This is a genomic window from Klebsiella quasipneumoniae subsp. quasipneumoniae (genome assembly GCF_020525925.1).
Classification (GTDB): Bacteria; Pseudomonadota; Gammaproteobacteria; order Enterobacterales; family Enterobacteriaceae; genus Klebsiella; species Klebsiella quasipneumoniae.
In genome coordinates, this window is the sequence record NZ_CP084876.1 from 2,936,532 (window position 1) to 2,963,312 (window position 26,781).

General features: G+C 57.4%; 19 protein-coding genes. 1 reads left to right on the forward strand and 18 read right to left on the reverse strand.

All coding sequences use genetic code 11. The annotated features are described in order from the left end of the window. Positions 1 to 3 precede the first annotated feature (3 nt). Positions 4 to 882 (reverse strand): AraC family transcriptional regulator, encoded by an 879-nt coding sequence (locus LGM20_RS14320; RefSeq protein ID WP_044522551.1) that lies wholly within the window; start codon positions 880 to 882, stop codon positions 4 to 6. A 159-nt stretch (positions 883 to 1,041) separates the two neighbouring features. On the opposite strand from LGM20_RS14320, the gene LGM20_RS14325 reads away from it, so the two are divergent. Next, positions 1,042 to 1,797, forward strand: a complete 756-nt coding sequence (locus tag LGM20_RS14325; RefSeq protein WP_032452600.1) for an SDR family NAD(P)-dependent oxidoreductase — start codon at positions 1,042 to 1,044, stop codon at positions 1,795 to 1,797. A 4-nt stretch (positions 1,798 to 1,801) separates the two neighbouring features. On the opposite strand, the gene LGM20_RS14330 is transcribed toward LGM20_RS14325, so the two are convergent. The 17 genes from LGM20_RS14330 to tssC form a co-directional block, all read right to left on the reverse strand. Continuing rightward, entirely contained in the window at positions 1,802 to 2,296 is a 495-nt protein-coding gene (locus tag LGM20_RS14330; protein ID WP_044522550.1) for a hypothetical protein, read from the reverse strand. A 126-nt stretch (positions 2,297 to 2,422) separates the two neighbouring features. Next, positions 2,423 to 2,965 (reverse strand): type VI secretion system lipoprotein TssJ, encoded by a 543-nt coding sequence (gene tssJ / locus LGM20_RS14335; protein ID WP_044522547.1) that lies wholly within the window; start codon positions 2,963 to 2,965, stop codon positions 2,423 to 2,425. Continuing rightward, positions 2,943 to 4,028: a type VI secretion system baseplate subunit TssG gene (gene tssG, locus LGM20_RS14340; RefSeq protein ID WP_044522542.1), complete on the reverse strand. Its 1,086-nt coding sequence runs from the start codon at positions 4,026 to 4,028 to the stop codon at positions 2,943 to 2,945. Before tssG ends, tssJ begins: the two co-directional genes overlap by 23 nt. Next, the gene (gene tssF, locus LGM20_RS14345) at positions 3,992 to 5,746 is read right to left on the reverse strand and encodes a type VI secretion system baseplate subunit TssF (protein ID WP_044522537.1); all 1,755 of its coding nucleotides are present in this window, start codon (positions 5,744 to 5,746) and stop codon (positions 3,992 to 3,994) included. The genes tssG and tssF overlap by 37 nt, the downstream gene beginning before the upstream one ends. A gap of 79 nt (positions 5,747 to 5,825) precedes the next feature. Next, a complete protein-coding gene (tssA, locus tag LGM20_RS14350) occupies positions 5,826 to 7,418 on the reverse strand; it encodes a type VI secretion system protein TssA (protein ID WP_044522534.1) in 1,593 nt (530 codons plus the stop codon). Continuing rightward, positions 7,415 to 10,810 (reverse strand): ImcF-related family protein, encoded by a 3,396-nt coding sequence (locus LGM20_RS14355; protein WP_044522533.1) that lies wholly within the window; start codon positions 10,808 to 10,810, stop codon positions 7,415 to 7,417. The genes tssA and LGM20_RS14355 overlap by 4 nt, the downstream gene beginning before the upstream one ends. Next, complete coding sequence (locus LGM20_RS14360; RefSeq protein WP_072013417.1) at positions 10,807 to 12,246, reverse strand: hypothetical protein; 1,440 nt, start codon at positions 12,244 to 12,246, stop codon at positions 10,807 to 10,809. The genes LGM20_RS14355 and LGM20_RS14360 overlap by 4 nt, the downstream gene beginning before the upstream one ends. Beyond that, complete coding sequence (locus tag LGM20_RS14365) at positions 12,246 to 12,509, reverse strand: PAAR domain-containing protein (RefSeq protein ID WP_044522532.1); 264 nt, start codon at positions 12,507 to 12,509, stop codon at positions 12,246 to 12,248. The genes LGM20_RS14360 and LGM20_RS14365 overlap by 1 nt, the downstream gene beginning before the upstream one ends. Before the next feature lie 89 nt (positions 12,510 to 12,598). Then, the gene (locus LGM20_RS14370; protein WP_044522529.1) at positions 12,599 to 14,533 is read right to left on the reverse strand and encodes a T6SS effector phospholipase Tle3 domain-containing protein; all 1,935 of its coding nucleotides are present in this window, start codon (positions 14,531 to 14,533) and stop codon (positions 12,599 to 12,601) included. Next, a complete protein-coding gene (locus LGM20_RS14375) occupies positions 14,523 to 15,572 on the reverse strand; it encodes a T6SS immunity protein Tli3 family protein (protein WP_044522526.1) in 1,050 nt (349 codons plus the stop codon). The genes LGM20_RS14370 and LGM20_RS14375 overlap by 11 nt, the downstream gene beginning before the upstream one ends. Before the next feature lies 1 nt (position 15,573). Next, positions 15,574 to 18,060 carry a type VI secretion system Vgr family protein gene (locus LGM20_RS14380; protein WP_162823502.1) on the reverse strand — a complete coding sequence of 829 codons (2,487 nt, stop codon included), beginning with the start codon at positions 18,058 to 18,060 and terminating at the stop codon, positions 15,574 to 15,576. 1 nt (position 18,061) lies between these two features. Continuing rightward, the gene (gene tssH / locus LGM20_RS14385; RefSeq protein WP_044522522.1) at positions 18,062 to 20,716 is read right to left on the reverse strand and encodes a type VI secretion system ATPase TssH; all 2,655 of its coding nucleotides are present in this window, start codon (positions 20,714 to 20,716) and stop codon (positions 18,062 to 18,064) included. Positions 20,717 to 20,981: 265 nt separating this feature from the next. Then, positions 20,982 to 21,473, reverse strand: coding sequence for a type VI secretion system effector Hcp (gene hcp / locus LGM20_RS14390; RefSeq protein WP_023289393.1), 492 nt, complete (start codon positions 21,471 to 21,473; stop codon positions 20,982 to 20,984). A gap of 4 nt (positions 21,474 to 21,477) precedes the next feature. Then, the gene (locus LGM20_RS14395) at positions 21,478 to 23,184 is read right to left on the reverse strand and encodes an OmpA family protein (RefSeq protein WP_044522520.1); all 1,707 of its coding nucleotides are present in this window, start codon (positions 23,182 to 23,184) and stop codon (positions 21,478 to 21,480) included. Next, a complete protein-coding gene (gene tssL, locus LGM20_RS14400) occupies positions 23,181 to 23,870 on the reverse strand; it encodes a type VI secretion system protein TssL, short form (RefSeq protein WP_044522517.1) in 690 nt (229 codons plus the stop codon). Before tssL ends, LGM20_RS14395 begins: the two co-directional genes overlap by 4 nt. Beyond that, positions 23,867 to 25,210 (reverse strand): type VI secretion system baseplate subunit TssK, encoded by a 1,344-nt coding sequence (gene tssK / locus LGM20_RS14405; protein WP_072199075.1) that lies wholly within the window; start codon positions 25,208 to 25,210, stop codon positions 23,867 to 23,869. Before tssK ends, tssL begins: the two co-directional genes overlap by 4 nt. Before the next feature lie 9 nt (positions 25,211 to 25,219). Beyond that, complete coding sequence (tssC, locus tag LGM20_RS14410; RefSeq protein WP_044522514.1) at positions 25,220 to 26,764, reverse strand: type VI secretion system contractile sheath large subunit; 1,545 nt, start codon at positions 26,762 to 26,764, stop codon at positions 25,220 to 25,222. Positions 26,765 to 26,781: the final 17 nt, after the last annotated feature.

A 26,781-nucleotide genomic window follows, 5' to 3' on the forward strand; every position in this document is an offset into this window, starting at 1 on the left:
AGATCAGGCGCTCATTCTTTCCCGTCGACGGTCGCGGCCCGGCGGCGCGCCGTACAGGCGAGCGTATTCCCGGGTGAACTGCGACACGCTGATATAGCCCACTTCGCCGGCCGCCTGCGCAATGCTCATCCCTTCCGCCAGCATCAGGCGGCGGGCGTGGATCAGGCGCAACTGCTTCTGAAACTGCAGCGGCGACAAGGTGGTCATGGCGCGGAAATGACGGTGAAAGACCGAAACGCTCATCCCGGCGGCGTCGGCCAGCGCGTCGACGCTGACTGGCTGCATAAAATCCCGGCGCAGCACCGCCACCGCCCGGCGGATCCGCGCCGAATGGCTGTCTGCGACGCCCAGCGCCCGGATGGCCGCCCCGTGAACACTCTGCAACAGCCAGTAATGCAGCTCCCGCCGCAGCCCTTCGCCTAACACCGCCAGCGCCCCCGGTTGATCAAACAGTCTTGCCAGCCGGTAAGCGGCGTCCGTCACGTCGGCATTCATCGGTTCGATACCGACGCGGGGCGCCTCATCTCCCCCTGACGGTCCCACCTCCTGCAGCTCGCGCAGGATAGCCAGATCCAGCTCCAGCACCAGCGCGTAATAGGGAAAACGCTGGCTGGCCTCGGTGATCTGGCTGGTGGTGGGGACATCCGCGGCGATCACCATCGCCTCCCCCGGACCATAGTCGAAACTTGCCAGGCCGGTGGTCACGCTTTTGCGCCCCTGCAGCAGCATGGCCACCAGCGGCCTGGCGATGGCCGCCTGCAGATCGCCGGGGTGCAGGGCCCGCACCAGAGTGATGCCGGGAACCGGTGTAACCGCCACCCCGCTGCTATCGACATGAGCATCGGCATACCGGCGGCAGAGAGCGAAGAGTTCGTCGCGCATAAGATCCTTTCAGGCAAGTTTTAAAGCCTCAGTATGCGCTATTTCCCACCAGAAGAGAGGGTATTGAGAGGAATGGGCAAAAAATAACAAGGATTGGGCAACCCGGTCTGGTAGCCCCCCCCCTATTGTAAGGACTCCACACACCAGAGAGGATCGAACATGACTAAGATTGCACTTATCACTGGCGCTAACCGCGGCCTTGGCCGTCAGACCGCACTGGATATCGCCCGCCAGGGTGGGGACGTCATCGTCACCTGCCGCGGCAATATTGAACAGGCGGAAGCGGTGGTGGCCGACATTCACGCTCTCGGCCGCAAGGCCATCGCCCTGCCGCTGGATATGGCGCAGACCGCCAGCTTTCCGGCCTTCGCCGACAGCCTGCGCGCTGCGCTGGGCAGCGTCTGGGGACGGGACACCTTCGACCATCTGATCAATAACGCGGGACACGGCGAATTTGCCCCGCTGGCCGAAACGCGCGAGGCGCAGTTCGACGGGCTGTTTAACGTCCACGTTAAGGGGGTGTTTTTCCTCGTTCAAACCCTGCTGCCGCTGCTGGCTGACGGCGGACGGATCGTTAACTTCTCCTCCGGACTGACCCGCGTCTCTTATCCTGGCTTCTCCGCCTACGCCGCGGCCAAAGCGGCTGTGGAGATGCTGAGCGTATACATGGCCCGCGAGCTGGGCGGGCGCGGCATCACCGTCAATACCGTCGCCCCCGGCGCTATCGCCACCGACTTTGGCGGCGGACTGGTGCGGGACGACGCGGGGGTTAACGCGCAGTTTGCCGCGATGACGGCGCTGGGACGGGTGGGCGTTCCCGAGGATATTGGGCCGATGATCGCCAGCCTGCTGCGCGACGATAACCGCTGGGTGACCGCCCAGCGGATCGAGGTATCGGGCGGACAGACCATCTGACCAGTCAGGCCAGGCTGTCGATCGCCATAAAAAAGCGGTCTTCGGTGAGAATCTGTCGCGCCTCCGGGGGCTGGCGCGCCTGACGGACCAACCAGCCGCCGTCCGGGGCCAGGCTCAGATAAAACACCTCCCGGGAGCCCGCCCCGCCAGGTGTCTCAAGGCTCAGGGTCACGACCCCCTTTTCCACGCCATCCCACAGCTGCTGCGGCACGATATTGACGCTGCGCTCGCCGTTTTGCAGGCGGAGAGTGGGGATATCGTAGCGGCAGATGCCGCTAGTGAGGCTGTAGCCAAGGGTGCTCAGATCGTGGAGGTGGCGGGTCGAAACCACCACCTCGATGCCCGTTCCGTCAAACCACTGATTCACCTGCCGGGCGAGTGCCGCCATCTGCTGGCGAAACATCGCAATATCCGCGGCGGCCGCCCTATCGTAGGTGGTTGTCCGCGGCGGATTTTGCTGGTGCTGCAGTTTCTTAAAAAAACGCTCCCTCGCTGTCACGTTATCTCCCTGTGCTGTGATGAAACCGGTGAGGCTGGATGAGGATGGTTACCGCCAGTTCGCTGGTTAACGAAGATTACGGGCCAATCGCCACGATGGACCCGCCGCAGAAATTTGTTTTCGACATTACTTCGCCGCTTCAGGCCTGAGCCTTAGCTGGTTAGTTTCGGCGGTATAAATACGTGGCTTGTCAGGATCCAATTCCTCACGCGCCAGCACCTGCTTCCAGGTATTTCTTTCTGTATCCGGATGGCGGAACAGGCCGACAACCGCCACGAACTTCGCCTGCGTTTCCAGCGGCATATTCAGACTGGCGTCCCCTCCGGGGTTGATCACTACGTCGCGACTGGCGAGGAGATCGGCGGCGAGCAGAATATCCCCCTCCTCCAGCAGCTGCTGGTAAACCAGCCGGTCAAAGGTCCGGCGATCTTTAAGCTGATAGATGCGCACCACCACCGGTTCGGAGAGCGAGTGATTCTCTCTGGCATCGGTGTTGAGCGCTTCGCGCGCCGTAAAATCCAGATGCAGCGTATTAATTTGCTTATAAAAAACGGCGTTGAAGGCGGATTTTGTTCCCTCCGAGACGCGCTGGGTGAGCCCGCATCCGCTCAGGCAAAGCGCAAGCAGGGACAGCAGGCAGGCGGTTTTAATCAAACTTATACGTAACACGTTGGTTTCCTTGCGGTGAGGTGGCAGGCTGCAGGCCGGTATAGGCGCCCAGTTCGGTGGTAAATGTCTGCGGGATATCATCCTGACTCTCACCCTCTCCAGCGCCCAGCACGCCGTTCATACCGAGCCAGAACGGTCCGTCCCCCAGCGGCGGGACAGCCAGCAGTCGGGTCGGCGCGGTCAGGGTGACTCTGGCCCGGAATCGCCAGCCCAGATACACCCGCAGCAGGATGAGAAAGTCCCGAAACAGCGGGCCATCAGGCTTCCAGCCCTGCGCCTCCTCGGGATTATCGGTGATAAGGGCGACGAGGAGCTGGCTACTGCTGTCCATCGCTTCGTCACCCAGCGGGGTATTGCCGTCCAGTAAGAAGTCATCATCGCCGTAAAAGCCCAGCGGCTGGCTGATCGCCACCGGACGCAGGCAGTAAGGGCTCACCCTGACGGTGGTCTTCGGGGCCAGCAGCGTGACCAGCGCCTGGATCCCCTGCTGAGTTTTGCCCGGCTGACGCAGCACGCCAGTCAGCGCCAGAAAGCGCGACGCTGGCGAGGCGATATGCCGCGTCGTGCCGGGGATGCCCAGCCCCGCCAGACCCAGCAACGACTGTGACAGGCGGTCGGTACCGCCGGGCTCAAAGGTGGCGGGCCAGCAGTATTTCCGCCAGAGGCGGTAATACTGCGTGATAATCCGGTGACTGAAGATATCCAGCACCCCCTGCAGCGCTTCATGCCCTTCCCTGCGCTGGGCGATATCATCGAGCCAGGCCGTCGGGAGCGGCGAATCGACACCGTACAAGCCCATAAAGGTGGTGCGAATGACCGGCGGCCCGCTGTCATTGGCCTCATCGTATTCCACGGCTCGGAGTTCGCTGGCGGGGAATCCCATCCCCGGATGCGGATAAAAACGTACCGGATCGTCAGCCGGATGGCTGGTCGCCCCCAGCAGCGGTTTAGCGGGGTGCTGTCGTTCCAGAAGCTGACAAAAGCGGTAAAAATTGATCCGCGGCAGGTCGGCCTCCAGACGCGGCATCAGCCGGGAATGCGTCGGCTGTGCTTCTCTTCCCATTCCAGTCTTTCTCCGGTTGGTTGCAGAATGATAATCAGGCGGTTGAACAAGTAGATATCGGTGTAGAGCGCAAAGAAGCGGCTGAGCATCTCGCCAAACAGGCATATATCGCCTCGTCCGGCAAAGCCGTGGCTGTCGAGGGTGACTTCAATTTGTACGCCGCGCACCAGATGGCCCTGTGCAAAGCGCTCTGTTGCGCGGTGCTTCACGTCGAGGATGGCTTCCAGACGCCGACGATTCATCTCGCTGTCGGTCCATTCATACAGCGCCAGGGTGCCGCGCAGGACTTCAGCGTTGTCCATCAGGGAAAGAAAACTGCTGCCCAGATGGCTCAGCACCCGCCAGTGAAAACGATCCTGGGCAGGGGGATAGCACGGAAGCGTCGGCGCGCAGAGGTTACGAACCGCGACGCTGGCCGAGGTGGTTTTCATCACCGTATCGAGCACGGTGCTCTGCAGCGCACGACGCGGAAGCTGGCCGTTGGTTCCGGTGAGGGTGAGCGACAGGCTTTCATCTTCCGGTACGGTATGATTGTCAAAGGCTTCCCCGCCGACGATAAGCCAGGTGTTATGCAACCCGGAGGGGCCACGGCGCACCCGGGTATGATAGTAATAATCAGGCGCGTCATGACGCATCATGCCGCCTTTGTGACGAAAGCTTGAGAACGGCGCGTAAGCCTGTTGGCTCGAGGAGATCACGGAATCGACGGTGTAAATTTCAGTGTGACCGTCCTGCACGCGCAGTGGGCGCAGCAGGTATTCTGTCTGCAGGGAATTGATGGTCAGCGGATCGGACTCGAGCGGGAACAGGTTGATCGCCGGTACGCAGTGCAGGCGCAGCTGCTTTTCGCTGAAGCGGAAGTCATGTTCCCAGCGTTCCGCCAGCACGACGTCGATCTCAAACCACGCCATCCCGGCCGGGAAAGCCACCGTCTCCAGCCCGCGCAGGTCGATGAACATGAACTTTTCACGGAAGGTAAAATACTCCAGCAGCAGCTGGTAGCCGCGAAAACTGCGGCCATCTTCGGGCCAGAGGCCGTCATCCTCGCCAAATCCCAGCGCGCTGAAATACCCGTCCAGCGGCTTTCTGTCCTCCTCACCGGGTACGCGCAGCCACATCCTGGCCACCTTGAGGGTAAAGGCCTCGTGCATGGCGCAGGCCAGCGGCGCATCGGCGTTGCAGTAGAGCGGGATATGGCTGAGATCGATCCGGCGCCAGTCCGTCAGGCTGCTGCAGTTAAAGCGCAGCGTGATCACCGACCGGCCATCCGTATCGGTGGTCAGCTGAGCGCGCTCCAGGGACAACGGCTGCAGAGCGATCGCTTTGGTGGTGGTGTACCGACAGCGCGTGCCCTTTTCACCGATCGGCCGGGAAAGCACTTCAAAGCCTTTGGCCATCGTCATCGGCTCTTTCATTTCCTGCCAGTCGGGGGTGAATTCCACGACCGACAGGGAAGGAATGGTACGTAAATAATGTGGCCACAGCAGACTGACCACGCCTTCGGTGAGTTCGGGCAGGTCGTCATCAAGCTTCTGGCGCATGCGGCCCATCAGGAAGGCAAAACCTTCAAACAGACGCTCGACAAAGGGGTCGCGGGCGCCCGCTTTGTCAAGATTGAGCATTGCCGCCTGCTCAGGATGAGCGCGGGCAAACTCTTCACCCGCTTCCAGCAGGTAGCGCATTTCAGCGTCGTAATAACGCAGGGTTAAATCGTCCATAAGTCACCAGAAGAAGTAATAGCTTTCAGATATGCAGAAGACAGCAGATGCAAGTAATGAGGTGCGGTTGACGCGTAAATTATGCGCACAGCACCGCAGCGCGAGCGGGATCCAGAGCGATAAGCCCGGCAAGCAAAGACTCCATCTCTGGCTGCAAGCGATTTTTTTCTGCCTCACTGCGCCCGGCCTTGCCTCTTAGTAGCCGGAGTCGGCGGGCTTTGATCTCAAAGATAAGCTCCGGCGTCCATTGTTCGAGCGTCATCTCCCGGGCACGGCTGTCGAGTTCCGCCAGCAGATGCAGCGCTATTTCATTTTTTCCGTACTGCTCGCTGACCCGCGCCATCAATAAGCGCATCAGCCACCTATTGCGGCTGGTGGTATAGCCCGGTTGCGCCTGTAACCAGTTCAGCGCCGACTCAATACCTTCATCGTCCGCGCGGGCGAGCACTTCTGCCTCCAGCGACAGCACCTCATCAGTGCTGGTCGCCGCCATCACCGGCTCACCTTGCCATCCGGCCATCTCATCCAGAACATGTTCGTTAAGCCAGTTGAGCGTCACTTCATCGGCGAATGGCGTACCATCGTTAAACGCCAGGGTTTCCAGCCCCGGTAGACGAGCCAGTAGCCCTTTCATATCCCGGCACAGGATATCGGCCCGTACAGTGTCAGCATCCAGTTTCAGCAGCGCCTGCCAGGCGTACCACTGCACGTCCAGCCACAGATGATTGACGCCTTGCGCCAACAGCGTGTCCGTATGCTCCAGCAGTTCTGACCAGCTTTTCTGTAAATACAACCGCTTAAGATGGGCTTTACTCTCCGGCTTTGGAGGCAATAGCCGGGTCCGGCCGGAGGCATCCAGCGGCGGTAATTCCGTTAAAGTATCCCAACGCACACTCTTCATCAGATGATGACCTGCCAGCCATCCGCCGGGACACTCACGCAGATATTTCGCCAGCACTTTAACCTGGTCGAGCAAATCACGTCCTGACGTGACGGTATGCATTACCGGTGCGGTGTCTGCATGTTGGGGCAGCAGATCGTGTTCTTCGCGGCTGGTCTGCGGCACCAGGCTGCGGGCGCCGCCGCTTTGCACCAGTCGGTTCTCCAGGAGCTGATATAGCCCGGAAAGATCGGGACGAGAGGCCTCAGCCAATACGGCAAAAGAAGCTTCCGTCAGCAATAACGCCCCGATAATGACCTGCATAGTGGTCATGTCGACTTCCGGATAAAGAGAGAGACTGTCCGACATCCGGCGACTGCCGAGCCATTCCAGCGCCGATTTGCAGCTACGTTCACGTTGGGGATGGAGCATATCTCCAAACCGCTCAAGCATTGCCGCAAGCAGCGTAACGCCCTCGGCCAGACCGGTTTCGCCATCCTGCTGCAGACGCGCCCACACGTAAAAGGTGATCACGCGCAGATCCTTGCAGGTATGAGTCAGCAGTTTTTCTGCCAGCTGGCAAATCAGTTCGGTATCGACGCCGGAGATCTTATTGACCTCCTCGCGGATACGCTGAAAATCATCGTCATAGCCCGGATCGCTGCCGGTGGGCTGGCTATCACTGATTGGCGCAAGCCATGACTGCCAGTTTTCCTGGCGTGACCGGGCCTGCTGGCGCAGTACGCTTTCATCCAACTGACTGGCGGCAACCAGATTTTGTAAAATACTCATTTTTCCATCTCATCCATGTCACTATTCCCTACCCCCGCCGTCAGGGCCTGTGCGCTCTCAGCCGCATCGACAGTGAAAATCTGATCCGGCAGGGTCAATCCGCGCAGCGCCAGAAGCACCAGCGGGCCGCTCCCAAGCTGGGAGCGCAGTACCCACTGCAGGGTGCGGCCATCCGGAGCGGTGAAGCTCATCATCCACTGGCTGCGTTCGAGCTGCTGGCGTTTACCCTGCTCCAGCCAGCGAATAAAACCCCAGGTTCCGCTGTAGTCACCAAACAGACGCGTGCCCGCATTGACGGTGGTCCAGGTCAGCAGAGCGCCGGGTTTATACGTTTCCCCCGGCCAGCGAAAAGTCTGCCAGTCGGCCATCTGATTGAAATAGCGCAGTTTTTGGCCGTCTATCGTCAGCTGTGTCTCCACGACCTGTGCAACAGGCCTGGCCTGCAATTCGAAGCTGATGCCCTGGCTGCCATCGGTGAAAAGAATGTCGGACAGCTGGCTTAGCTGGTTGATGGCGCGCAGAAAGGCTGGATTAAAGACCAGGCCGTGACTGTTGACCTTATCCGGCACCCACTGACTACCTTCTTTATGCAGAACACCGTTCAGCTCCGTCGTAAGAAAACGTTCGATTCGCCCGCTGTCTTTGCGCACAAACTCAGCCAGCATCGGCAGAGAGGCGTCGCTTTTGCTGGCGGCAAACGGAAAGCGGCCGTCAAAAGCGGTGTGCCAGCTGGCGACTACCGATCGGCGCCATTTATCATTCAGACTGGCCGCCGACGGCAGAAGCACGGTTTCCCAGGCCTGAGTCAGCGGCTGCACAAACAGAGTGTTACCGAAGCCACTCCACTCTTCGCCAAGGCTTGCCGAAATCAGACTGCCATATTGTTGCGTGTCGGTCAGGTCGACGCTTTTCCCCTGGAAGACGGTCTGCGCCAGGGTCTGCATCATCTCCTGCGGATCGGAGGCATTCGCAACCTGCTGCAGACGCAGGCGCACGCGGGTGATGCGGGTCAGATAGGTTTGCAGGCTCAGGGTGCTGTCGGCCGACATGACGTTGTTGCCCGTGTTTTTCCCCATTAGCTGGAGCAGTGGGCCGAACGTGTCATCCAGAGGCCCCTGCGGCCCGGCTGCCGACTGGTCGATGACCGGCTTGTCTTTTCCGCCCACCAGATCTTTGGCCGATTTAATAAGGCTGTCCGACAGCCCCTCCCTTTGTTGCCCCGCCTGCCCCTGCCAGGCAAGGGTATTCATCAGGGCAATCAGCGGCGACTGGCGGACATCGCTTATCAGCGTGAGCTGGTCGGTAACATCAGCAATGGTGGTCGCCGGATTAAGTCGCAGACTGTTGAGAAAATTCAGCCAGCTGCCAGCGAAATCGGTGAAGTAGCGTCGGGTCAGACGCGCTTTCAGCGCCTCCGGCGACAGGTCTGTCGACACCGTTTTGCGCGAATCGCTCAGCACCCAGTCGATTTCCTCCCGGCGCGAGCTGGCTGCCTTATCAATGGCCTGCTGAATGCCGCCTTCCCATGCCTGGCGGGTAAACATCCCCGGGACCACTTCATCGGTGGTAAACAGGCGGCGCGCATCGGTGCCACTGGTCATGTCTTCCAGCGATACATCGGCAAAATTACGACGCACGGATTTGAGCATGTTCTCATACAAGGTGCTTTCGGCATTGCGGCGACCTATCTGCTGCAACAGAACCTGACGGCTCTGACTGACACGTTGTGCATCCGGGATGATCTTCCACTCTGGCCGCTCGGGCAGCAGGGAGAGATAAAAGGCCCACAGATCCGGCGCCAGACTTTGCCACAGTCCGGTCGAGATCCCCTTTCGCGTTGGCTGGACCGTTTTCATGGTCTGCGCGAAAAAGGCGCCATCGGCTTTATCCGGACGAGCCATCATCAGCCAGGCTTTCAGCTGGTCATAGCCCGGTTTCGCCAGCCGGGCTCGCTGGTCGCTATTGGGTGCGGAGTTGACCAGCGCGCTGAGCGCCTGCCGCAGCGCGACATTGGCCGGGTCACGTATCAGGCGGTTGTTTGCCACGCCGTACCAGGGCAGGACGGCGTCTAATAGTTGCTGATTATGGTCCAGACCAAAGCGCCGATACCAGGGCGCTCCCTTCTGCCCATCGTGCACGAGACGGCCGGCCTCATTGCGCAGGGCATGGAGGGCCGTCAGTTGATAGTCAGAAACAGAGGGGTGGGTCACCAGGTCACGGGCTTTTCCCGCTACCGAAACAATCTGGCTGTAATTAAGGGTAAAGGAGAGCAGCAGTCCCGCCGCCCACAGGCCGAGGATAGCCATCAAACCGCACGCCAGGCCCCGCTCCCACGCCATTCCCACGTGATGCCCGTGTAAACGGCGGCAGTCATCGACGATTCCCTGCCAGGTGGCGGGCAGCGTCAGGAGATGAGGCTGGCCCGCAGGCGAGGCATCAGCCTCCTGATAAGGATCTGCGCTACGAGGCGCCGGCAGGCTAAACATCAGGCCTCGCAGCGCAAACCGCTGTCGCGAGGCGGTCAGCCATGGCGCCAGCTGCCAGCGCCATTGCGCGATTCCCCCGTCGAGAAGCTGCTGCCCCAGACGCAGCAGGAAGTCGTGGCGGGTCTCCTCCGCGATCTGGCGCATCCCCTGCTCCCGCAGCGTGGGCAGCATCTGCGCAAGCTGACGGGCGACATCGTCCTCGGTAGCGCGTAACGGGAAGCTAACCCCTACCGCCTGCACCGCGCGGTCAGCCTGCGACCACTCACTGCCGCACAGTTTCCACAGCCAGACCGGAGCGGCATAGCCCAGCAGTTCGCTAATTTTTTCCAGCCCGCGCAGGTCGTTTTCGCTTATCTGCGGCGTCAGGGTGAGAGACGATGGCATCACCCGCACAATCCCGTCCAGAGGACGGCCGCGGCGCAGCTTGCGCAGCGCGGCGTATTGCTCAATGTCGGGCTCGGAGAGCAAACTGCCGCCGTAAATCAGAACGGTGCGGTTGCCCTCCAGCCAGCGCTGCTGAGGCAGACCAGGCACCAGTTGTTCGATTGCCGCCTCGTCGCCGGTGACTAAAAGCAGGCGGACTTTGCGGTGCCAAAAGAAACTATAGCGGTGCTGAAGATATTTTTTTAATTCATTGTTGTTCTCTGCCGTCACATAATATATCTCGTTGACATAGTTCTCATCATCAGGGGTAAATGGTGTTTCAATATGCCTCTCAGATAAGACGAACTGAGCTGTTATGCAGGAAATGCAAGATATTCCTATAATCGCGACTATCTTTAACCAAGTGGAATATCCCTCAATATCAGCAGGGGTTTTATTTATCTGAGAAATTAATAAAACAATCAGGAGCAAGATAACCAAAATCAGGAGGCCGAAACCTACCAATCGTATATTTTTTCTCATTCCAACCTTTCCTTTTTGGGCTGTCTGACAGCCTTAACAAAACGAGGATACAGCAGTTTTGAAATTACATTGCGCGTAAGAATGGCTATAAAAGAAAAAGATACTACAAGAAGAAATGAAAATATCATCATGCCAGACCATGAAAATGCAATCGAGGGTGAGCAATTTGCTATCAAACCGAAAATACTAACGCTAAACAACAACGCCATCATAACTGTTCCAGCAGGAAATGGGGATAAATAAAATTCTCTTAATTGGGGAGAAATCACCGGACAACTCTTTCCTATTGTCACAGCCCAACCCTCATTCTCATTTTCGCACAAAAGTAAATGAGTTGCCGGGCCATAACGTGTCATTTCGCAAGCTGACGCAATCATCAGCCATCCAGCAAGCCTTTTATAAACACCAAATTCCTTGTCAAAATCAATTACCCCCCCAGCTCCGATATTATCAACCAGTGGTAATGGTAGTGTATTTAAAACTCTACCCAATTCTTGTTGGGCCGTAATGTTTAATCCACTATGCCAGACTAAATATCTTTGATCTGATGGTTGTTGCCCCATATCATGCCACTCAATTAATTCATTCTCCATGGCACTACCACGAAGGGGCATTGCATGGAAAATTTTGGGGATAAAGTTATATTCACCTTGCTTAACTAAAGATGATGGTTTAAGCAGTAAAATGCTTGCAAACTCTGGTAATGACTCATTAGGCTGCCGATAATGCATCGCCAGCACCAGAATGTTGCCGCATGTAGTAGATACACACTGGTTCCAGTCTTTAAAGGCGAACTCTTTCGGGAGCACCAATGTATAAGGTAAACCAGAGAGTTTTTCGCTATCCCAGAGTCGTCGAAATGCCCGCTGTTCCGCTTCTTTTTCGCTAGAAGAGGTAAGTAATATCACCGTTAAATTACCCAAATGCTTATCAAGAAGCCTCTGTGGGATACTGACAAACAGTAATCGACATAGTTGTTCAAAACGCGAAATACCCGGCGTTAGTGGCTCGTCAGGAAGCAGTGTCAGCGGCGGTTCTTCATCAATGCCTTCCGACGATACACCAGCGATTTTAGGGAGCAATTGAGAGTTGGCTGGTATTATACAATGGAAGCTTACAAAGTGGTGCTTGTGTGCTCTTCTGAACCACAGAAGATTCGTATTATGTCTCCAGGAATTCCAGCGCCATACAGCAAAAGCTTGAACCTCCCACCAGAACGTGTAGAAGGTAACTACAGTAAAACATCCGATAGTAGTTTGTAGTATCATTGGCAGCCAATAACCGCTACTAAAAGAAAGAAATCTGTTTTCCGGAGAGTCCAATACTGCAATAATTAGCGACAGTACAAAACCTAATAAAACAATTAAGAGGCATAACCAAGGCGACCACTGTTGGGCGCTGTTTTTCTTTGGAATAACCGGTAGAGACCATCCCATTATCCGATCTCCATATCCTGTAAACTGGCAATAACCACAGCTCCGCACTGTGTTTTACAATGGTGGATAACAACTCCACGGCCGTTTTCTTCATAGGCAGAAAAATCACACTCAATGATGTTATTTGTACCGTGATACGGGCAGGATACAGTATCGTTCAGGAGGGCAACATTTTTTCCCGATATCTCAAAACTGGACGAGGCTGAAGTTACTATACCACCATGTGAAGTAGCATCCCCTATAACAACGATATATTTACCCACTTGCCATTCCTTTGGTTAAAATTAAGACCTTAAATATTTATTTTGATATTCATCATGTTTATTAAACTGAATGGCTTATTAACACTTGTTTATGCCTTATTGACAGACCTGTACATGGGTAATTTATATTTCTCCTTATTAAATTTATCAGTAATAGTTTCACGACTAATTATATCAGGCTCAGGCACATTGTCAGTTTTTCCGCTGAAGAGATAAGGATCCTCACCTTGTGTCCAATCCGCTTTTCGCCGTAAATCAGCCATAAATTCTTTATCCCAGGTTGCATCGCAATATCCTATTGGCAAATCATATGCCACCACCTGAGACATGAAATCAGCACGCATTGGAAGAGTACTATGATCCGTAGGCTGAGAAACATAAGTTCTTATGCGAAGATCCTTTTCTTCAAATGTCTCCTTACGGTTCACAGGTACCAATCGGGGCTCAGATTCAGTACCCACATTTTTAAATCCAGTCACAATGTCCTGATTAGGATATAGGTTGATATAGTTGTCATAGGTATTGTCGTTTTTTCGTTTTTTATCCAGATTAAATTCCCCCCAACCATCTATCTGTCTGTCATCGTGTTCAGCTCCAACGCGTGATGCATCAAAACCAGCTAATTTTGCAGCATCTATAGGTTCAGGTACCTTTTCGGCATTAATAAAAACCGTTTGCCCTTCTGGAGGATCCGGATAGGTGAAGCTGCTGCTTTGATACTTGTCGCCTTTATCATCCCAGAACGGTTTACCATCCGGCAATTTTGCAAAAGGTGTTGCGGGATTTGGGGCTTCGCCACATGGGGTACTGCGAGCCAGCATTCGCTGAAATAAATATCCCTGATGCTTTTTCAGCAGAGGATGAGGCTGTCCCTGAGAATTGTTGGGTAATCCCTGCCAGCCAATTGAGCGTAGCGGGCGTGACCCCATAACACGGTCATGAGGACAAAAGTAAATATAGGTGCGGCCGTGGTTATCTCGTTCGGCAAGACTGCTGCCACTTTCACTGGCAAGAGTGACATCAGGTCGCCAATTCTTTTTATCCGCTGTCTGGCCTACGCAAAGTCCTTCATATCCAAGTGATGACAGGTGATTTTTTCTGGAAGCCACCTTGTCAACAATGGCAGATAAGGTGCTTTGTCTCCCTTCAGGAGAGATGCATTCCTCTGCTGGAAGCGAAGCGCCATTAAGATCGTTATGATCCAGTGCATAGGGTGAGTTAAGTACAAATAATGCATCAGGTGCATTCTTCGCTAGCGCTACCGCTGCCATTGCAACCATGGTTCCCTGACTGTGAGAAATAATGGTTACTGTATCTTTGGGATATTTATTACGAATACTGTCAACCAAGTCTGCAAGGCGTTTTGCTGCATGGGCATAGTATTTTCGCGGTGGGGCATTGGTTAACAGGCGATCTTTGTCTTCATTAAACCACTGGACTTTGATACCTGCGACTCTCTCTTTAAACCCTTTTTCACTCCATAAAGAGTGCAGATTATTTGTGCCGTTCTGGAATGGCCCGCCGCCCCAGAAAAATGGGCTCTGCGCCATAATATTTTCCTGAGGTAGGCCTTGTCTTTTTAACTGATGGTAATCAACGCCTTTTCTATTGGCTAGCGGTATAACATATTTATCTTCATTACCTTTAGGTGAAGCATACCCCCAGTAAAAGCGAATGACTGGAGATTTATTTTTATCAACTTCAGGTAAATCTCGGGATACCAGAGGTTCAGAATCTATTTTCTCGTCAGAAAGATATTTGTTGGCCACCAATTCATAATCTGTCTCGTTTAATCCAAGCCTCTTATTCAGCCCTTCGCAAAGTTTCTCTTCCGCAATTGAAAACCATTCTCCTGTCGAGTTAACACCATGTACAAGGATAATAATACCTGGCAAATGTGGAGGTAAATCACACCCGCCTCTGATTTGGCAATTTTTATGAGAGGGGAATGAACGCCAGGAAGGATGCCCATTATCATCAAATTTACATTCAAGTTCCCGGACAGGTTCAGGGTTAGTGTTCATTTTTCTCTACCTTCTTTTTTCCACTTGATTCAAGTGTATACGTGATGGTTTTAGCTTCAATACTTTTATCACACAGATATTTAGCATCAATACTTTTTGTGGAAAGTTTCGGGAACTCAACCCTGTGACTATAAACCTCATCCTCAATCCTGATTCGAATATCTGATAATTCATTTGCCATTAAATTACTTTCCTCATGATTTTTCGGAGGTGTTAATGTTCTGATATAGTCGAATATACGAAACTTTGGCCCATAATCGTCTGCATAGGGCATTTTTTTTCTTATCAGTTCTTCTTTTACTAACTCATGAACTTTTTTCTGCCAGTCATCATAAATACTGATTAAATTGCCGTCTGAAAATCTTAATTTATTTACTGATCGAAGATCGCGAAGACCTATAGGGTGAGAATATACATTCTCTATTTGAGACTCATCCCTTAAGTAAACCCCATCATTAGCTACTACTACCTTAAGCTTATTGAAACGCTCAGGGGTGCTGTATTCTTCAGCTACAATTTTATATATAAATGTTTTCCCATAGTCGGCTGAAAAGAAGAAAAATACAGGACAACCTGTTGTGGAATTACCGCCACCACAATATTGTCTGGTAGATGCGCCGGGAAATGCCAGATAACCATTATCCGCCCCATTTATAATAGAGCCTCTATAAGCTGCTAAGTTATTCCCCCGGCGATATGCGAAATCATAAAAATCGTCATCCCATCCCAGCTGGGTTTTTATTCCCCGCAGAGAGTCATTGTAATAAACCTGTCCACCCTCATCACAGGATATATAGTTTTCCAGGGTCAGGTATCGATTTTTATCTATGCGATAAATAATTTGAGCCGGTGCATCTGTTTCAACTTTTCGTGACTCTTCTAGCTTTTGAGAACCGCTCATTCCTCCCAGCCCCACCCCAAAGCTTGCCCCCATACTGGCTCCTGCCAGGAACTGTAACCCTTTATAAATGGCATACAGGAGTACACCAATAATGGCTATAATTGTGAGGACTTTCTTGTCTGACTGATTCCATCTCATCTTAATTCGCCTTAACTAAGCTGATAATCATATTATCGATAACATCAGATGAATTGAGTGATGTTGCGCCAGAAGCATCTGTAACACCGGAAACAACTGAACCATCTGGCATGGTAATTTTGTACGCTCTCCCTGGCAGTGGTTCTTTAGTCAGCGCATTTCTGATTATAAATTTTTCATCAAATGTTGAGGGTTCAAACGACCTCATAACACCCTGCATACTGCCAGCGCCTGCTTTCTTTATCCCCGAATTCTTAATCAGCAGTTTGCCCGATCCGCCAATTTCAACATTCCCACCAGTGATTTTGATATAGCCGCCACCGCATATCAGCGTCAGTTCATCCTGTGCTGTAATGACCATTTTTCTGCCACTTGAAATATGCGTATCCTCCGTCGACCAGGTAGTGATATTCCCTCCCTGAGCCTGAATATCAATATCATTTTGCGAGCTGAATAGTTTGACACCTCCATGACTATACAGACTCAGTTGCTTACCTACCGCCATGGTAAAGTCCTTATGTGCACCAACATCGAGCTGTTTACCTGCAGTAAGAGTCAGGTTATCGCTGGCCGAAAACTGCATATCTTCACCGCTCACAAGGGCAATTCCATTCGGCGCACTGCCAAGGATCACCTCCCCATGCAGTTGTTCAATTTTCTGCTTCAGGAGTTTTTGCTGACGACTGACATCAGCAGCCAGGGCCTGAGCCTGAAGTGCGCTGGCGGCAAGGGATTCCATCTCCAGTAATGCCGCTGAAAGCCGGGCAAGGGCCGGCTCCATATCCAGCGCCTGCCCCTGGGCCTGCGCCTGTCCGTCCGCGCTGATAAAAATACCCTTCTGCGCCTTGATGGCCCCCCAGCTGTCGGTTCTCAGCTCAAAGCCTTCGCCGCGCGGCTGCCTGTCGCTGTTCACCAGGTGCCCCAGATTCAGCTGGCTCTTGCCGCCATACTCCGTCGACACCTTGATATGCTCTTTCCCACGCTCATCGTCGAGGCGGATTTTGTTGTTGGCCGGGGTGCGCAGGACGTTACGTTTGTCATTGCGGATGGTGACGTGGTCGCCGTGCGCCGAATCGTGGAGCACGCCGGCGATATACGGCCGGTCCGGGTTACCGTCCTCAAAGCCAATCGCCACCTCCGTCCCCGCCAGCAGCGGCAGGTGCAAGCCGTAAGTGTCTCCGGCATACGGCCGCGACTGGCGGACCCACAGGCTCTCGAACCCGGTTTCCCAGCGCGCCCGGTCAAACAGCATATTCACCCGGTAGCGCCCGTGTTTGTCGATATGCCCGTAGGTGTCGTTTTCCCGGGTGCTGGTCACGCGGGCCGGCAGCGTCCCGGCCATCACCGGGCGCGCGCCGGGCTCGGGCCGGTAGCCGACGTCCGGGCTGTCCGGTATGCCGGCAAACTCCACCGTAAAGTCGGCATCGCGCCGGGCGTGGCTGTGCATCGCCGTGATAAGCACGCCATCAGCAAACTCTCCAGCCACCTCCTCTCCGCCGGTCACCTTCAGCACCTGGCCCGGGCAGAGCGTCGGGCAGCTGGTGGTGCCCTGCATCCGGGTCTGGCCGTTCAGATAACGCTCATGGCGAAGCCGGGCGTAAAACGCCCCGGTCTCCGGCGCCGGATGGCGGTCATGGACATTCCCGGCGGTCAGGTAGTTATCTCCCCAGTGGTAAGCCTCACCAAAGGTAGTCGTCTCCCCGCGGGTGACATCCACCTGCGCGTTCATGTCGGCCGTCGCCTCGCGGTAGTTGTAGTCGCGGGTACTGACCTGCTGCTCCACGACGCGGTGGCGGCATGCCATCTCCCACACCGCGTCCACCCCCGCCGACTGCTGCCCTGACGGCGGGACCGAAGGCAACGTCAGTCCCTTCTCATAGCCCTGCTGACTGTCGCAGAACTCAGCGACGTCGATGTGCAGCCGCGTGTCGGCGGTAAAGCGAAACCAGATCCCCACCTCACCCAGCAGCCGGGTGATAAAGCGCAGGTCATCCTCGCCGTACTGCATCACCTGCTCGCGGCGCGGATACGTTTTTGTCAGCGAGAACAGAAAATCCTGACCGCGCAGGCCGTGGCGCTCGCGGAGGATTTTTTCCACAATCTGCGGAACGGACTGGTCCTGATAAATGGCGTTCTGGTGCGAGCGGTTAAGCAGCGCCAGGCGCGGCTGGAGGGTCAGCGCGTAGTGCGTTTCATCCCTGGAGGTGCCGAGCCGTTCGAACCCCGTCACCACGCCCTGGATCACCCGCACGGGTTGCTGAACATTGATGCCGAAGCCCTGAGCTACCGGCGCCTGCAGCGTGAGGGAGGCTGCCTTCATCAGCATCATCTCTTTTCTGATGGAATGGTCTGCGCTGGTGAATTCGATACGATAGCGGAACGGCTGGCTCAGGGCTTCATCGCCCTCAAACGCCAGCACATCAAGCCCGGCTTCACATCCCTTCACCGAAAGCAGATGGTGGTTGTGGCTGAACAACAACGATTTCACGCTACTCATCGGCGATTGCCCCCTCGTCAAACGCCATCACGATGCCTTCTTCTTCGTGATACCCCAGCGTCACATGGTTCGGTTTATTCCCCGCCGCCATATGGCTCAATAGCTGCTGACTCAGCGCCGGCAGGATCTGCTGATTGAGCAGAATGTCGACGTTGCGGGCGCCGGTGTCCGGCAGCAGGCAGGCCTCGGTCAGCGCGTCGAACAGGCTCTCGCTGAGGGTGGTGGTCATCCCGTAATGGCAAGCCAGACGCTGACTCACCTGCCCGAGCTTCATGCCGACAATGGCGCGCAGCGCTGCCGCCGGCAGCGGACGGTAAATCACCGTCTGGAAGCGGGCCAGCAGCGCAGGCTGGAAGTGACCGCGCAGCACCGGGCGCAGCAGCTCGTGCAGGTCTGATTCGCTGGCTTCAGGCTGTTCACCCAGCATCTGCATTAGCAGGTCACTGCCAAGGTTGGCGGTCATCAGGATCACGGTGTTGCGGAAGTCGATTTCACGCCCCTCGCCGTCGCGCATTACCCCCCGGTCGAAGACCTGGTAGAACAGGTTCATCACATCGCGATGGGCCTTCTCCACCTCATCGAGCAGCACCACGCTGTAGGGGCGTTTGCGCACCGCCTCGGTCAGGATCCCGCCCTGGCCGTAGCCGACGTAGCCCGGCGGAGAACCCTTCAGCTGGCTGACGGTGTGCGGTTCCTGGTACTCGGAGAGATTGATGGTGATCAGCGCTTTCTCGCCGCCGAACAGCGCATCGGCGAGGGCGAGCGCCGTTTCCGTTTTGCCGGTGCCGCTCGGCCCGACCAGCAGGAACACCCCCTGCGGACCGTTCTCCGGCGTCAGGCCGGTTTTCGCGGCGCGCAGGCGCCGGGCAATGGCGCTCAGGGCCGACTCCTGGCCAACCACCCGTTTGCCGAGGCTCTGTTCCAGGCTCAGCAGCTCCGTCTGCTCATCCTTCATTAGCGAGGAGAGCGGCACGCCGGTCCAGTCGGCAATCACCGTCGCCACGGTGCGGACGTCGACGTCCAGCCCGAGCAGCGGATTGCCGTGCTGGGCGGCAGTAAGCGCGTTTTGCAGGTCGTTGATTTCCCCCTGGCGGGAGATATCGCGACGACATGCCCGCAGCGCCTCCGTCAGCTGCAGCTCCTGACCATATTGGATTTCGAGGGTATCCAGCGCCAGGATAAGGCGGTTCTCCTCCTGCTCAATGAACGCCAGCCGTTCGCCGTGGGCGCTGTTGCCCAGCGCGATATCCTCCAGCAGCGCCTGCTTCTCCATCGCCAGCGCGGTGAGCTGCGCCTTCAGGCGGGTCAGCGGCTCTGGCACGGTATCAAGGCTCATGCGCAGGCGTGCGGAGGCGGTGTCGAGTAAATCCACCGCCTTGTCCGGCAGCTGGCGGCCGGTGAGATAGCGTCGTGACAGCGTCACGGCGGCACGCACCGCGTCATCCGTGATATGCACCCCGTGGTGGTGGGCATACCGGGGCTTCAGGCCGCGCAGCATCAGGCAGGCGGTGTCGTCGTCCGGCTCATCCACCTTGACCATCTGAAAGCGGCGCTCCAGCGCGGCATCGCGCTCGAAGTACTGCTTGTATTCATGCCAGGTGGTGGCGGCGATGGTCCGTAGTTCCCCCCGGGCCAGCGCCGGCTTCAACAGGTTGGCGGCATCCGCCCCGCCGGCCTGATTGCCCGCGCCGATAATCGTGTGCGCCTCGTCGATAAACAGCAGCACCGGCCCAGGCGACTGCTGCACCGCCTCAATGATATTTTTCAGACGCTGCTCGAACTCGCCTTTGACCCCGGCGCCGGCCTGCAGCAATCCGAGGTCCAGGGTGCGCACCGACACCGGCTTCAGCGCGTCGGGGACGTTGCCTTCAGCAATGCGCAGCGCCAGGCCTTCCACAAGGGCGGTCTTGCCCACGCCCGGTTCACCGACGAGGATCGGGTTGTTTTTACGACGCCGGGAGAGAATATCCACCATCTGGCGGATTTCCGTATCACGTCCGAACACCGGGTCAATCTGCCCGTCTCTGGCTTTGGCAGTGACGTCGAGAGTAAATTTGTCGAGGGCGTTCTGCAGCGCCGGGTTGGGCCCATCCGCGTTCGGTACCCCGTCCGCAGGACGCCCCACAAACTCCACGTCCCCGCCATGACGCTGCGCCAGCGCCGCCTCCTGCTGCGCTTGCGGACGTTCGTCGGACTGGGTATCCAGCAGGGGGCGCAGGCGTTCCAGCTGGCTCTGGCCCAGGGTTAACAGCGGCCACAGGCCATCGCACTGGATCAGATTCTGTTTTGCTACCAGCGCCATCAACAGGTGAACACTGCGGATCTGCGCTTCGCCGCTGAGCGAGGCAATCAGCCAGGCCTCCTGCATCAGCTTCAGAATAGCGCCAGATAGCTGAGGACGATGACGTACCGAGCGCGGCTGTTTATCCAGCCAGCTAAGCAGATCCTGCCATAGCGCATCCATATCCCATTCGTAGCGCCGCGCCAGCACCGTCAGATCGCCTTCCCCCTGTTCCAGCAGCTTGAGCAGCCAGTGCTCGGGCAGGATCTCAGCGTGCGCCCGGGACTGGCACAGCGAGGCCGCCCCCTCCATCGCGCGGGCACAGCAGGGATTAAGACGGCGTAACAGGCTGGCTGGATTTTCCATGAGATCCTCTCTTTATTGGTTCCGGACACGCTACCGCCCGTCGCTGTTCCCCAACAGGAACCCATAGCGCACAGGGTCAGGCAGGCAGATTGTGTTTTTCTTTGCTGAGTACCCGCATCTCAGGCATTCAGCAAAAAACGGCGGACAGAGAAACGCTGTCCGCATCAGGCGATGGCCCTCCTTACTCCCCGGTCGCATAAATTACGATGCGACCGGGGTGAGCGAACGCCGCCAACGCGCCTCCGGCGCGAAGAATGACGGGCAATTACGCGGTAGCGCGTTCGTTCCAGCTATCGGAATGAATGATGTTGCCGTCTTTATAGGTCCAGATGATCTTCTCGTAGCGCAGCTCGATCTGTTCCAGATGGTTGTGCTTCTCGTAGGCAGGGTCTTTGATGTCGTGCATCAGGGGATTCACTTTCACCACCTTGACGTTCTCAAGCGTGGTGTTGAAATACTCCACTTCCTGGCCAGCATCGTTGATCCGGTACCACTTGAACTCGGCGGATTTCAGAGTCTGACCGGTGGTCACCGCCTTGTACAGGTAGGGGCTGGAGGAGTCGATCTCCTTGGTGAACAGGAAAGGCGTATGGATCCGCGTGCCGGTCAGTTTGCCGGTGTTGTTATCGGTCGGGATGTACAGGTTATGCTCCTGGGCCACCACTTCGATACTGCCTTCACGATCCTGAACGTCGACAGACCCTTTAATGTCCGCGCCGCCGTCGTCTTTCAGCCAAAGATAAACAGGAATTGCCATGGAATTACTCTCCATTGTGTAGTGAAGCGCCATCATCCTGGGATGACGCAGAGGGTTTGTCCGGTAACCGGCAGGCGTCGACCTGCGGCACCAGACTGATTTCGACACGTCGGTTCAGCGCCCGGCCTTCCGGCGTGTCGTTTGTTGCAATTGGGCGGCTTTCGCCATAGCCCTGAACGGCAAAGCAGCTGTCCGGCACGTCGCCGGTATCGCGCATCCAGTCGCGGACCGATTCCGCGCGTTTCAGCGACAATAGCTGGTTGGCTTTTTCATCACCGACGCTGTCGGTGTGGCCGGCCACCACGATAAGCCACCCGGGCCTGGCCTTAATGTCCACCAGCGAGTGGACCAGCTGCTTTGTCGAACCGGGTTTCAGTACCCATTTCCCGGTATCGAACAGCGACATGCTGTCAAGGCGGATGACGTGCGGCGCGACGCGCTGCACCGGCCTGGGGGGCGGTGGCGGCGGCACGTAGCGGCGAATAGCCTCCAGCAACGGCAGGCGAATCCGCTCCCCGCGATATAAGCCAAGACTCAGGCGCAGCGGGACGCCGTTACGCGCCCAGCTATCCAGCAGCGCGGCATCTTCACGCAGCACCCTGACGGCGCTGGCTTTTGCCCCATAATCATCCATCGCGATCCGCTCATAACGGGCAATATCAACGCCCACGCGCTGCAGCAGTTGTCGATTGTTCCAGCCACTGCTGAGCAGCGCGGCGACAGCCGCAAGAGTGAAAACAGCGAGCGCCGCGCGCCAGGCCCTGCCCCATGGCGTAAGCCCCCGTCCCGCCGGTAACTGCAACAGGATGAAATCCGGCAAAGATGACGCATCCGGGGTGTCGGTCTCGCCTGGCTGCCAGCCAGCTACCCGCGTCAGGCCGGTATGCCGGGATAACCACCTCGTCCATGCCGACGACGCCAGGCTCCCGGCATGGGTGGGTCCGATCCCCCAAAGTACGGCCGCTGGGGTCAGGGGTGGCAGGTCGGCATTCTCCTCCGTTAACACGGCAAGGACGTGCCGTTCGAACCAGCCCATCAGGCTGTTCATTAACACCTGCTGCTGCAGCGCCGCCGCACCGCCGACGCTCAACCAGGTCGACACAGAACAGGGGGCGCAGGAGGGCTGCCAGACTTTCACCGCCTCACCCGGGAACGCCGCCTGCCAGAGCAGACTAGGGCTCATCGCGCTGCCCACCTGCCCCTGCAGCGCCAGCGGTACGGCATACCCCGTCTGCTGCCGCAATTGGCTGAGTTGCCAGCGCAGGGCCAGCAGGGCGCTGGTCAGCGCGTCGCTTTGCGCGTGCCGCTGCGGGCAGACGCAGAGCAGCACCGACAGCTGAGGCCCCCACTCCGGTCGCTGGCTCAATATCTGGCGCGCGACCTGCGGCAGCTCCTCCGTTTTTTCCACCCGGATCCAGCAGCCCTGTTTGACGACCCGCACCGGGGACGGCTGCGGCCAGACACACGGCAGATCGCCGCAAACGAGGACTACCGGCTGGCGATAAGCGATCGTCGGAAGTTCGTGCAGGGTTGACGAGACGTGACGTTCGGCACCACGACGGGCAATACGCCAGATCGCGATAATCAGGGCCAGCGTGACCAGCAGAATGAGCCACGCCCCCCAGCGGGGAACCGGCAAAAATAGCAGGCACACCAGCGCGCTCAGCAAGCCTGCCCACAGCGCCAGCCCGCGCTGCTGGGCGCGGCTCATTTCACCTCCCCCGGCAGCAGGGTCAGCAGCAGATGATCGAGCCAGTGGTTCAATCCCCACCACAGAGCCACGATCACCGCCACGCTCAGCCCTGCACGTACCGGCCAGGAGGCCAACCAGCCGCTTATCCCCAGTCCGGCGCGGCTCTCTATCAGCACCGGAGCGCCCTGCGGACAACGGAAAGGCGGGACATGTTCACTGAGCGCGTTGACCAGCTTCAGGCGCTCCGGGTCGTGGAGGGAGCGAAAGCTGCCAACAAAACCCAGCAGCATCACCCGCTGAAAACAGGTGACCACAGCCAGGTCGGGCGTCGGATCATGCAGAACCTCGCGCATCCGCTCGCACAGGGTGTCGCCGGCGTCCATGGTGCCGAGAAAATGCCCCTGCAGCGGAATGTCATACCACTGCAGGCAGGCATCATCTTCCACGCCGCGCCCTTTCACGACTTCATCGAGCAGCGCACACTGGGCGGTGAGAATATGCTGACAGCTGACGTCATCAAGCCCGCTCGCCTTCAGCTCAGTTTGCACGCGCTCGACATCAGCAATACACCGCTGCCATAGCGTGTACCCCTCCTCATCGCGGAACTGCGGGCCATGGCGCAGGCTGATAACCTGCAGCCAGGTGTTTTGCAGCAGCGCATCGATATCAATGGACGCGGCGTTGCCGCGTTGACGTTCATTCACGTTCGTAGCACCGCAAAAAGTTCAAGTTCAGGCTCGCCAAGCATCCCCGGGACGTAGAACATACAGGTACCGCTCTGCAGCATTTCCGTCGCCAGAGGATGGGACACATCGAGGCTGAAATACTGGTTTTCCAGACGCAGCGGGATCGCCGCCGGCACATGACGCAATGGCGTCAGGGGCACCCCTGTCCGCGAGGAGTTGACGATGGCTTTGACATGATCCGGACTGCCCACTTTGCACTGCCGCGGAAACTGTTCCTGCAGCTGAGCGACCGGTACCGACGAACGAACCGACAGATAGTAATCCGCCCCTTCCCGCAGCCGGGCATCGTGCAGACGCGCCTGCCAGAAGTGCAGCCGGGCATCATGCTCCAGGGCAATCGCTACCACCCGCGACGGCAGGCTCGCCTCCAGCAGGTCGCTGAGTAAATCAAACAGCGGCGGAAAAACCGCGTTCAGCTGGTCATGTTGATAGATCGGGACGGCATTCGCCTGATGGGTCAGCGAAAAGGTCAGCAGGCTGCCAGCCAGGCGCGCCAGCTCCGGATAGAGGCGTTCCGGCGGGCTTTGCCGGTAACGCAGAAAATACCCCAGCACCGGCTCAGCGCTGTTCAGCGCGTTCAGCAACCAGAACAGAGAGACATCGGCCACGGCAAAATCAGCCATCCGTTCATTGCTCTCGCGACGCATGGCCATCAGGCGCGTCAGACGAGCCCGGAGCTGAGTAAGCAGCAGTTCAAGCTGCGTCGCCAGCCAGCGGCTGCCCTGAATCTGCAGCAGCGGCGGGAGAAACGTCTCGTCGATGAGCCAGGCCCCCTGCGAATCCCGCAGCAGGCGTACCACCGGACAGGTCAGGTAATCGCTGTTATCCTGATGGGCGAAGCGGAGGGATAGCTCCGGCTGCATGACGGCAATCTGCCGGGTATCATCCCCGAACTGGTTGCGGACATCGCGCCAGCGCTGCCGGAAGCGCACCGGCCTGTCGGCCACATCATCAGGCTTCAGGCAGTTGCCGCCATTGGCCTTCATCAGAGGCAGCGCCAGCATCACCAGTCCCGTGCGAGATTCGCCCTCCAGCGACAAAGCCGGCGGCAGCGCATCGGCATTGTCCGTATCAATCATCGTGCCATCCTGGAACCGGACCTGCAGCCTGTGAGCCTGCAGGCGGCCCAGTTTGAGCATCTCTGGTTCGAAGGTCGCCTCAACCACTCCCCAGGGGTGGTTGAGGCCCATCCGGGCAATCGCTTCCGCAGCCCAGGCGGCATACGCAGCCTGCTGTTGAAAATGCTGGGGCGACACCATAATGCCCCGGCCCCATAACGGACGTTCGGTTTTCATCATCGTCCGACCCTACGCCTTCGCCTTCGGCATCTGGCTGACCAGCGACAGATTGACGTCCAGCCCCTCGACCTGGAAGTGCGGCACGGCGTACAGCTTCACGCGGAAGAAGCCCGGGTTGTCCTCGATATCTTCCACCACCACGCTGGCATCGCGCAGCGGATGGGAGGCCTGCAGCTCGTCGCCCGGATCGGTCATTTCAGTGACCAGGCTCCGCACCCAGGTGTTCAGCTCCAGCTCCAGCAGACGCCGGTCCTTGGTGGTGCCGATATTCTCGCGCTGGATCATCTTCAGGTAGTGCGCGATGCGCGACAGCAGGAAGATATAAGGCAGACGCGCGTTGATGCGGCTGTTGGCGGTAGCGTCGGCGGTATCGTACAGCGCCGGTTTTTGCGCGGAGTTGGCCGAGAAGAAGCAGGCGTAATCGCGATTTTTGTAGTACGACAGTGGAATGAAGCCCAGGCTGGCGAACTCAAACTCCCGCGTTTCCGGGATCATCACCTCGGAAGGGATCTTCACCTGATTGCCGGTGCCCAGATCGTACAGATGGATGGGCAGATCTTTCACCGCGCCGCCGGCCTGCGGGCCGCGGATCTGCACGCACCAGCCGTTATTGACAAAGCTCTTCACCATATTGGAGGCGAAAGAGAACGCCGCGCTGGTCCAGAGATACTTTTCGTGGTCCGGCCCCTTCACCTGCTCGACATAGTTAAAGCTGCGCACCGGCACGGTGTCCGGACCATACGGCAGACGACCCAGCACGCGCGGCATCACCAGGCCGATGTAGCGGGCGTCGTCGGTTTCCCGAAACGCTTTCCAGCGAATATATTCCGCACGTTCGAAGTAGTTACCGATATCTTTGATGGCGGCGACCTCTTCCATGGTCTCTTTCAGGAAGAAAGCCGGGCCGACGGCGCCGATAAACGGCATGTGGGCGGCAGCGGAAACCCGGGAGATATTGCGCAACAGCGCCACGTCCTGCGCGCTGGCGTCGAACTCATAGGCCGAGATCAGCGAGCCGATCGGCTCGCCGCCGGGGGTGTCGTACTCCGCGGTGTAGGTGTGCCAGTAAAGGCCGCTCTGAATCAGCTCCGGCGCATCCTCAAAGTCCTGACGCAGATCGTCCTTTGAGACGTCGAGGATCTCCGTTTTCACGTTCTGGCGGTAGTCGGTGTTGTCCACCAGCTGTTTGAGGCCGCGCCAAAGGGATTCGACCTGCTGAAACTCCGGATGGTGCATCACTGCGTCCAGCTGGCGGCTTATCTGGAAATCCAGTTCAGCGATATGGTGGTCAATCAGCGTTTTATCGAGCTTTTCCACCCGCTGGCCGGACTGGCGGATGCGCTCCATAAACACCTGCATCGCCGCGGTCAGACGCTCCGCCGCCGGTGCCTCGGAGAGCGCGGCATCGTCCAGAAAGTCGTTGATGTCCCCGAGGCGAGCGGCCGGGGCGAGATTGATTTTTTCAAACAGCGACGCGTAAACGCCCTCGCTCGCCGTGTTTTCCTGCAGCGCGGTTTGCCCCTGAACAGGGCTGTTTTCTGTGGTAACAGACATTAGCATTTTCCCGGTTA

Coding starts and splice junctions, on each gene's coding strand:
- tssH (WP_044522522.1), bottom strand. CDS start 20,716: ATGGAAAATCCAGCCAGCCTGTTACGCCGTCTTAATCCCTGCTGTGCC.
- tssF (WP_044522537.1), bottom strand. CDS start 5,746: ATGGACGATTTAACCCTGCGTTATTACGACGCTGAAATGCGCTACCTG.
- LGM20_RS14320 (WP_044522551.1), bottom strand. CDS start 882: ATGCGCGACGAACTCTTCGCTCTCTGCCGCCGGTATGCCGATGCTCAT.
- LGM20_RS14355 (WP_044522533.1), bottom strand. CDS start 10,810: ATGAGAAAAAATATACGATTGGTAGGTTTCGGCCTCCTGATTTTGGTT.
- LGM20_RS14395 (WP_044522520.1), bottom strand. CDS start 23,184: ATGAGCCGCGCCCAGCAGCGCGGGCTGGCGCTGTGGGCAGGCTTGCTG.
- LGM20_RS14375 (WP_044522526.1), bottom strand. CDS start 15,572: ATGAGATGGAATCAGTCAGACAAGAAAGTCCTCACAATTATAGCCATT.
- tssA (WP_044522534.1), bottom strand. CDS start 7,418: ATGAGTATTTTACAAAATCTGGTTGCCGCCAGTCAGTTGGATGAAAGC.
- tssC (WP_044522514.1), bottom strand. CDS start 26,764: ATGTCTGTTACCACAGAAAACAGCCCTGTTCAGGGGCAAACCGCGCTG.
- LGM20_RS14370 (WP_044522529.1), bottom strand. CDS start 14,533: ATGAACACTAACCCTGAACCTGTCCGGGAACTTGAATGTAAATTTGAT.
- tssG (WP_044522542.1), bottom strand. CDS start 4,028: ATGGGAAGAGAAGCACAGCCGACGCATTCCCGGCTGATGCCGCGTCTG.
- LGM20_RS14325 (WP_032452600.1), top strand. CDS start 1,042: ATGACTAAGATTGCACTTATCACTGGCGCTAACCGCGGCCTTGGCCGT.
- LGM20_RS14360 (WP_072013417.1), bottom strand. CDS start 12,246: ATGGGATGGTCTCTACCGGTTATTCCAAAGAAAAACAGCGCCCAACAG.
- tssK (WP_072199075.1), bottom strand. CDS start 25,210: ATGATGAAAACCGAACGTCCGTTATGGGGCCGGGGCATTATGGTGTCG.
- hcp (WP_023289393.1), bottom strand. CDS start 21,473: ATGGCAATTCCTGTTTATCTTTGGCTGAAAGACGACGGCGGCGCGGAC.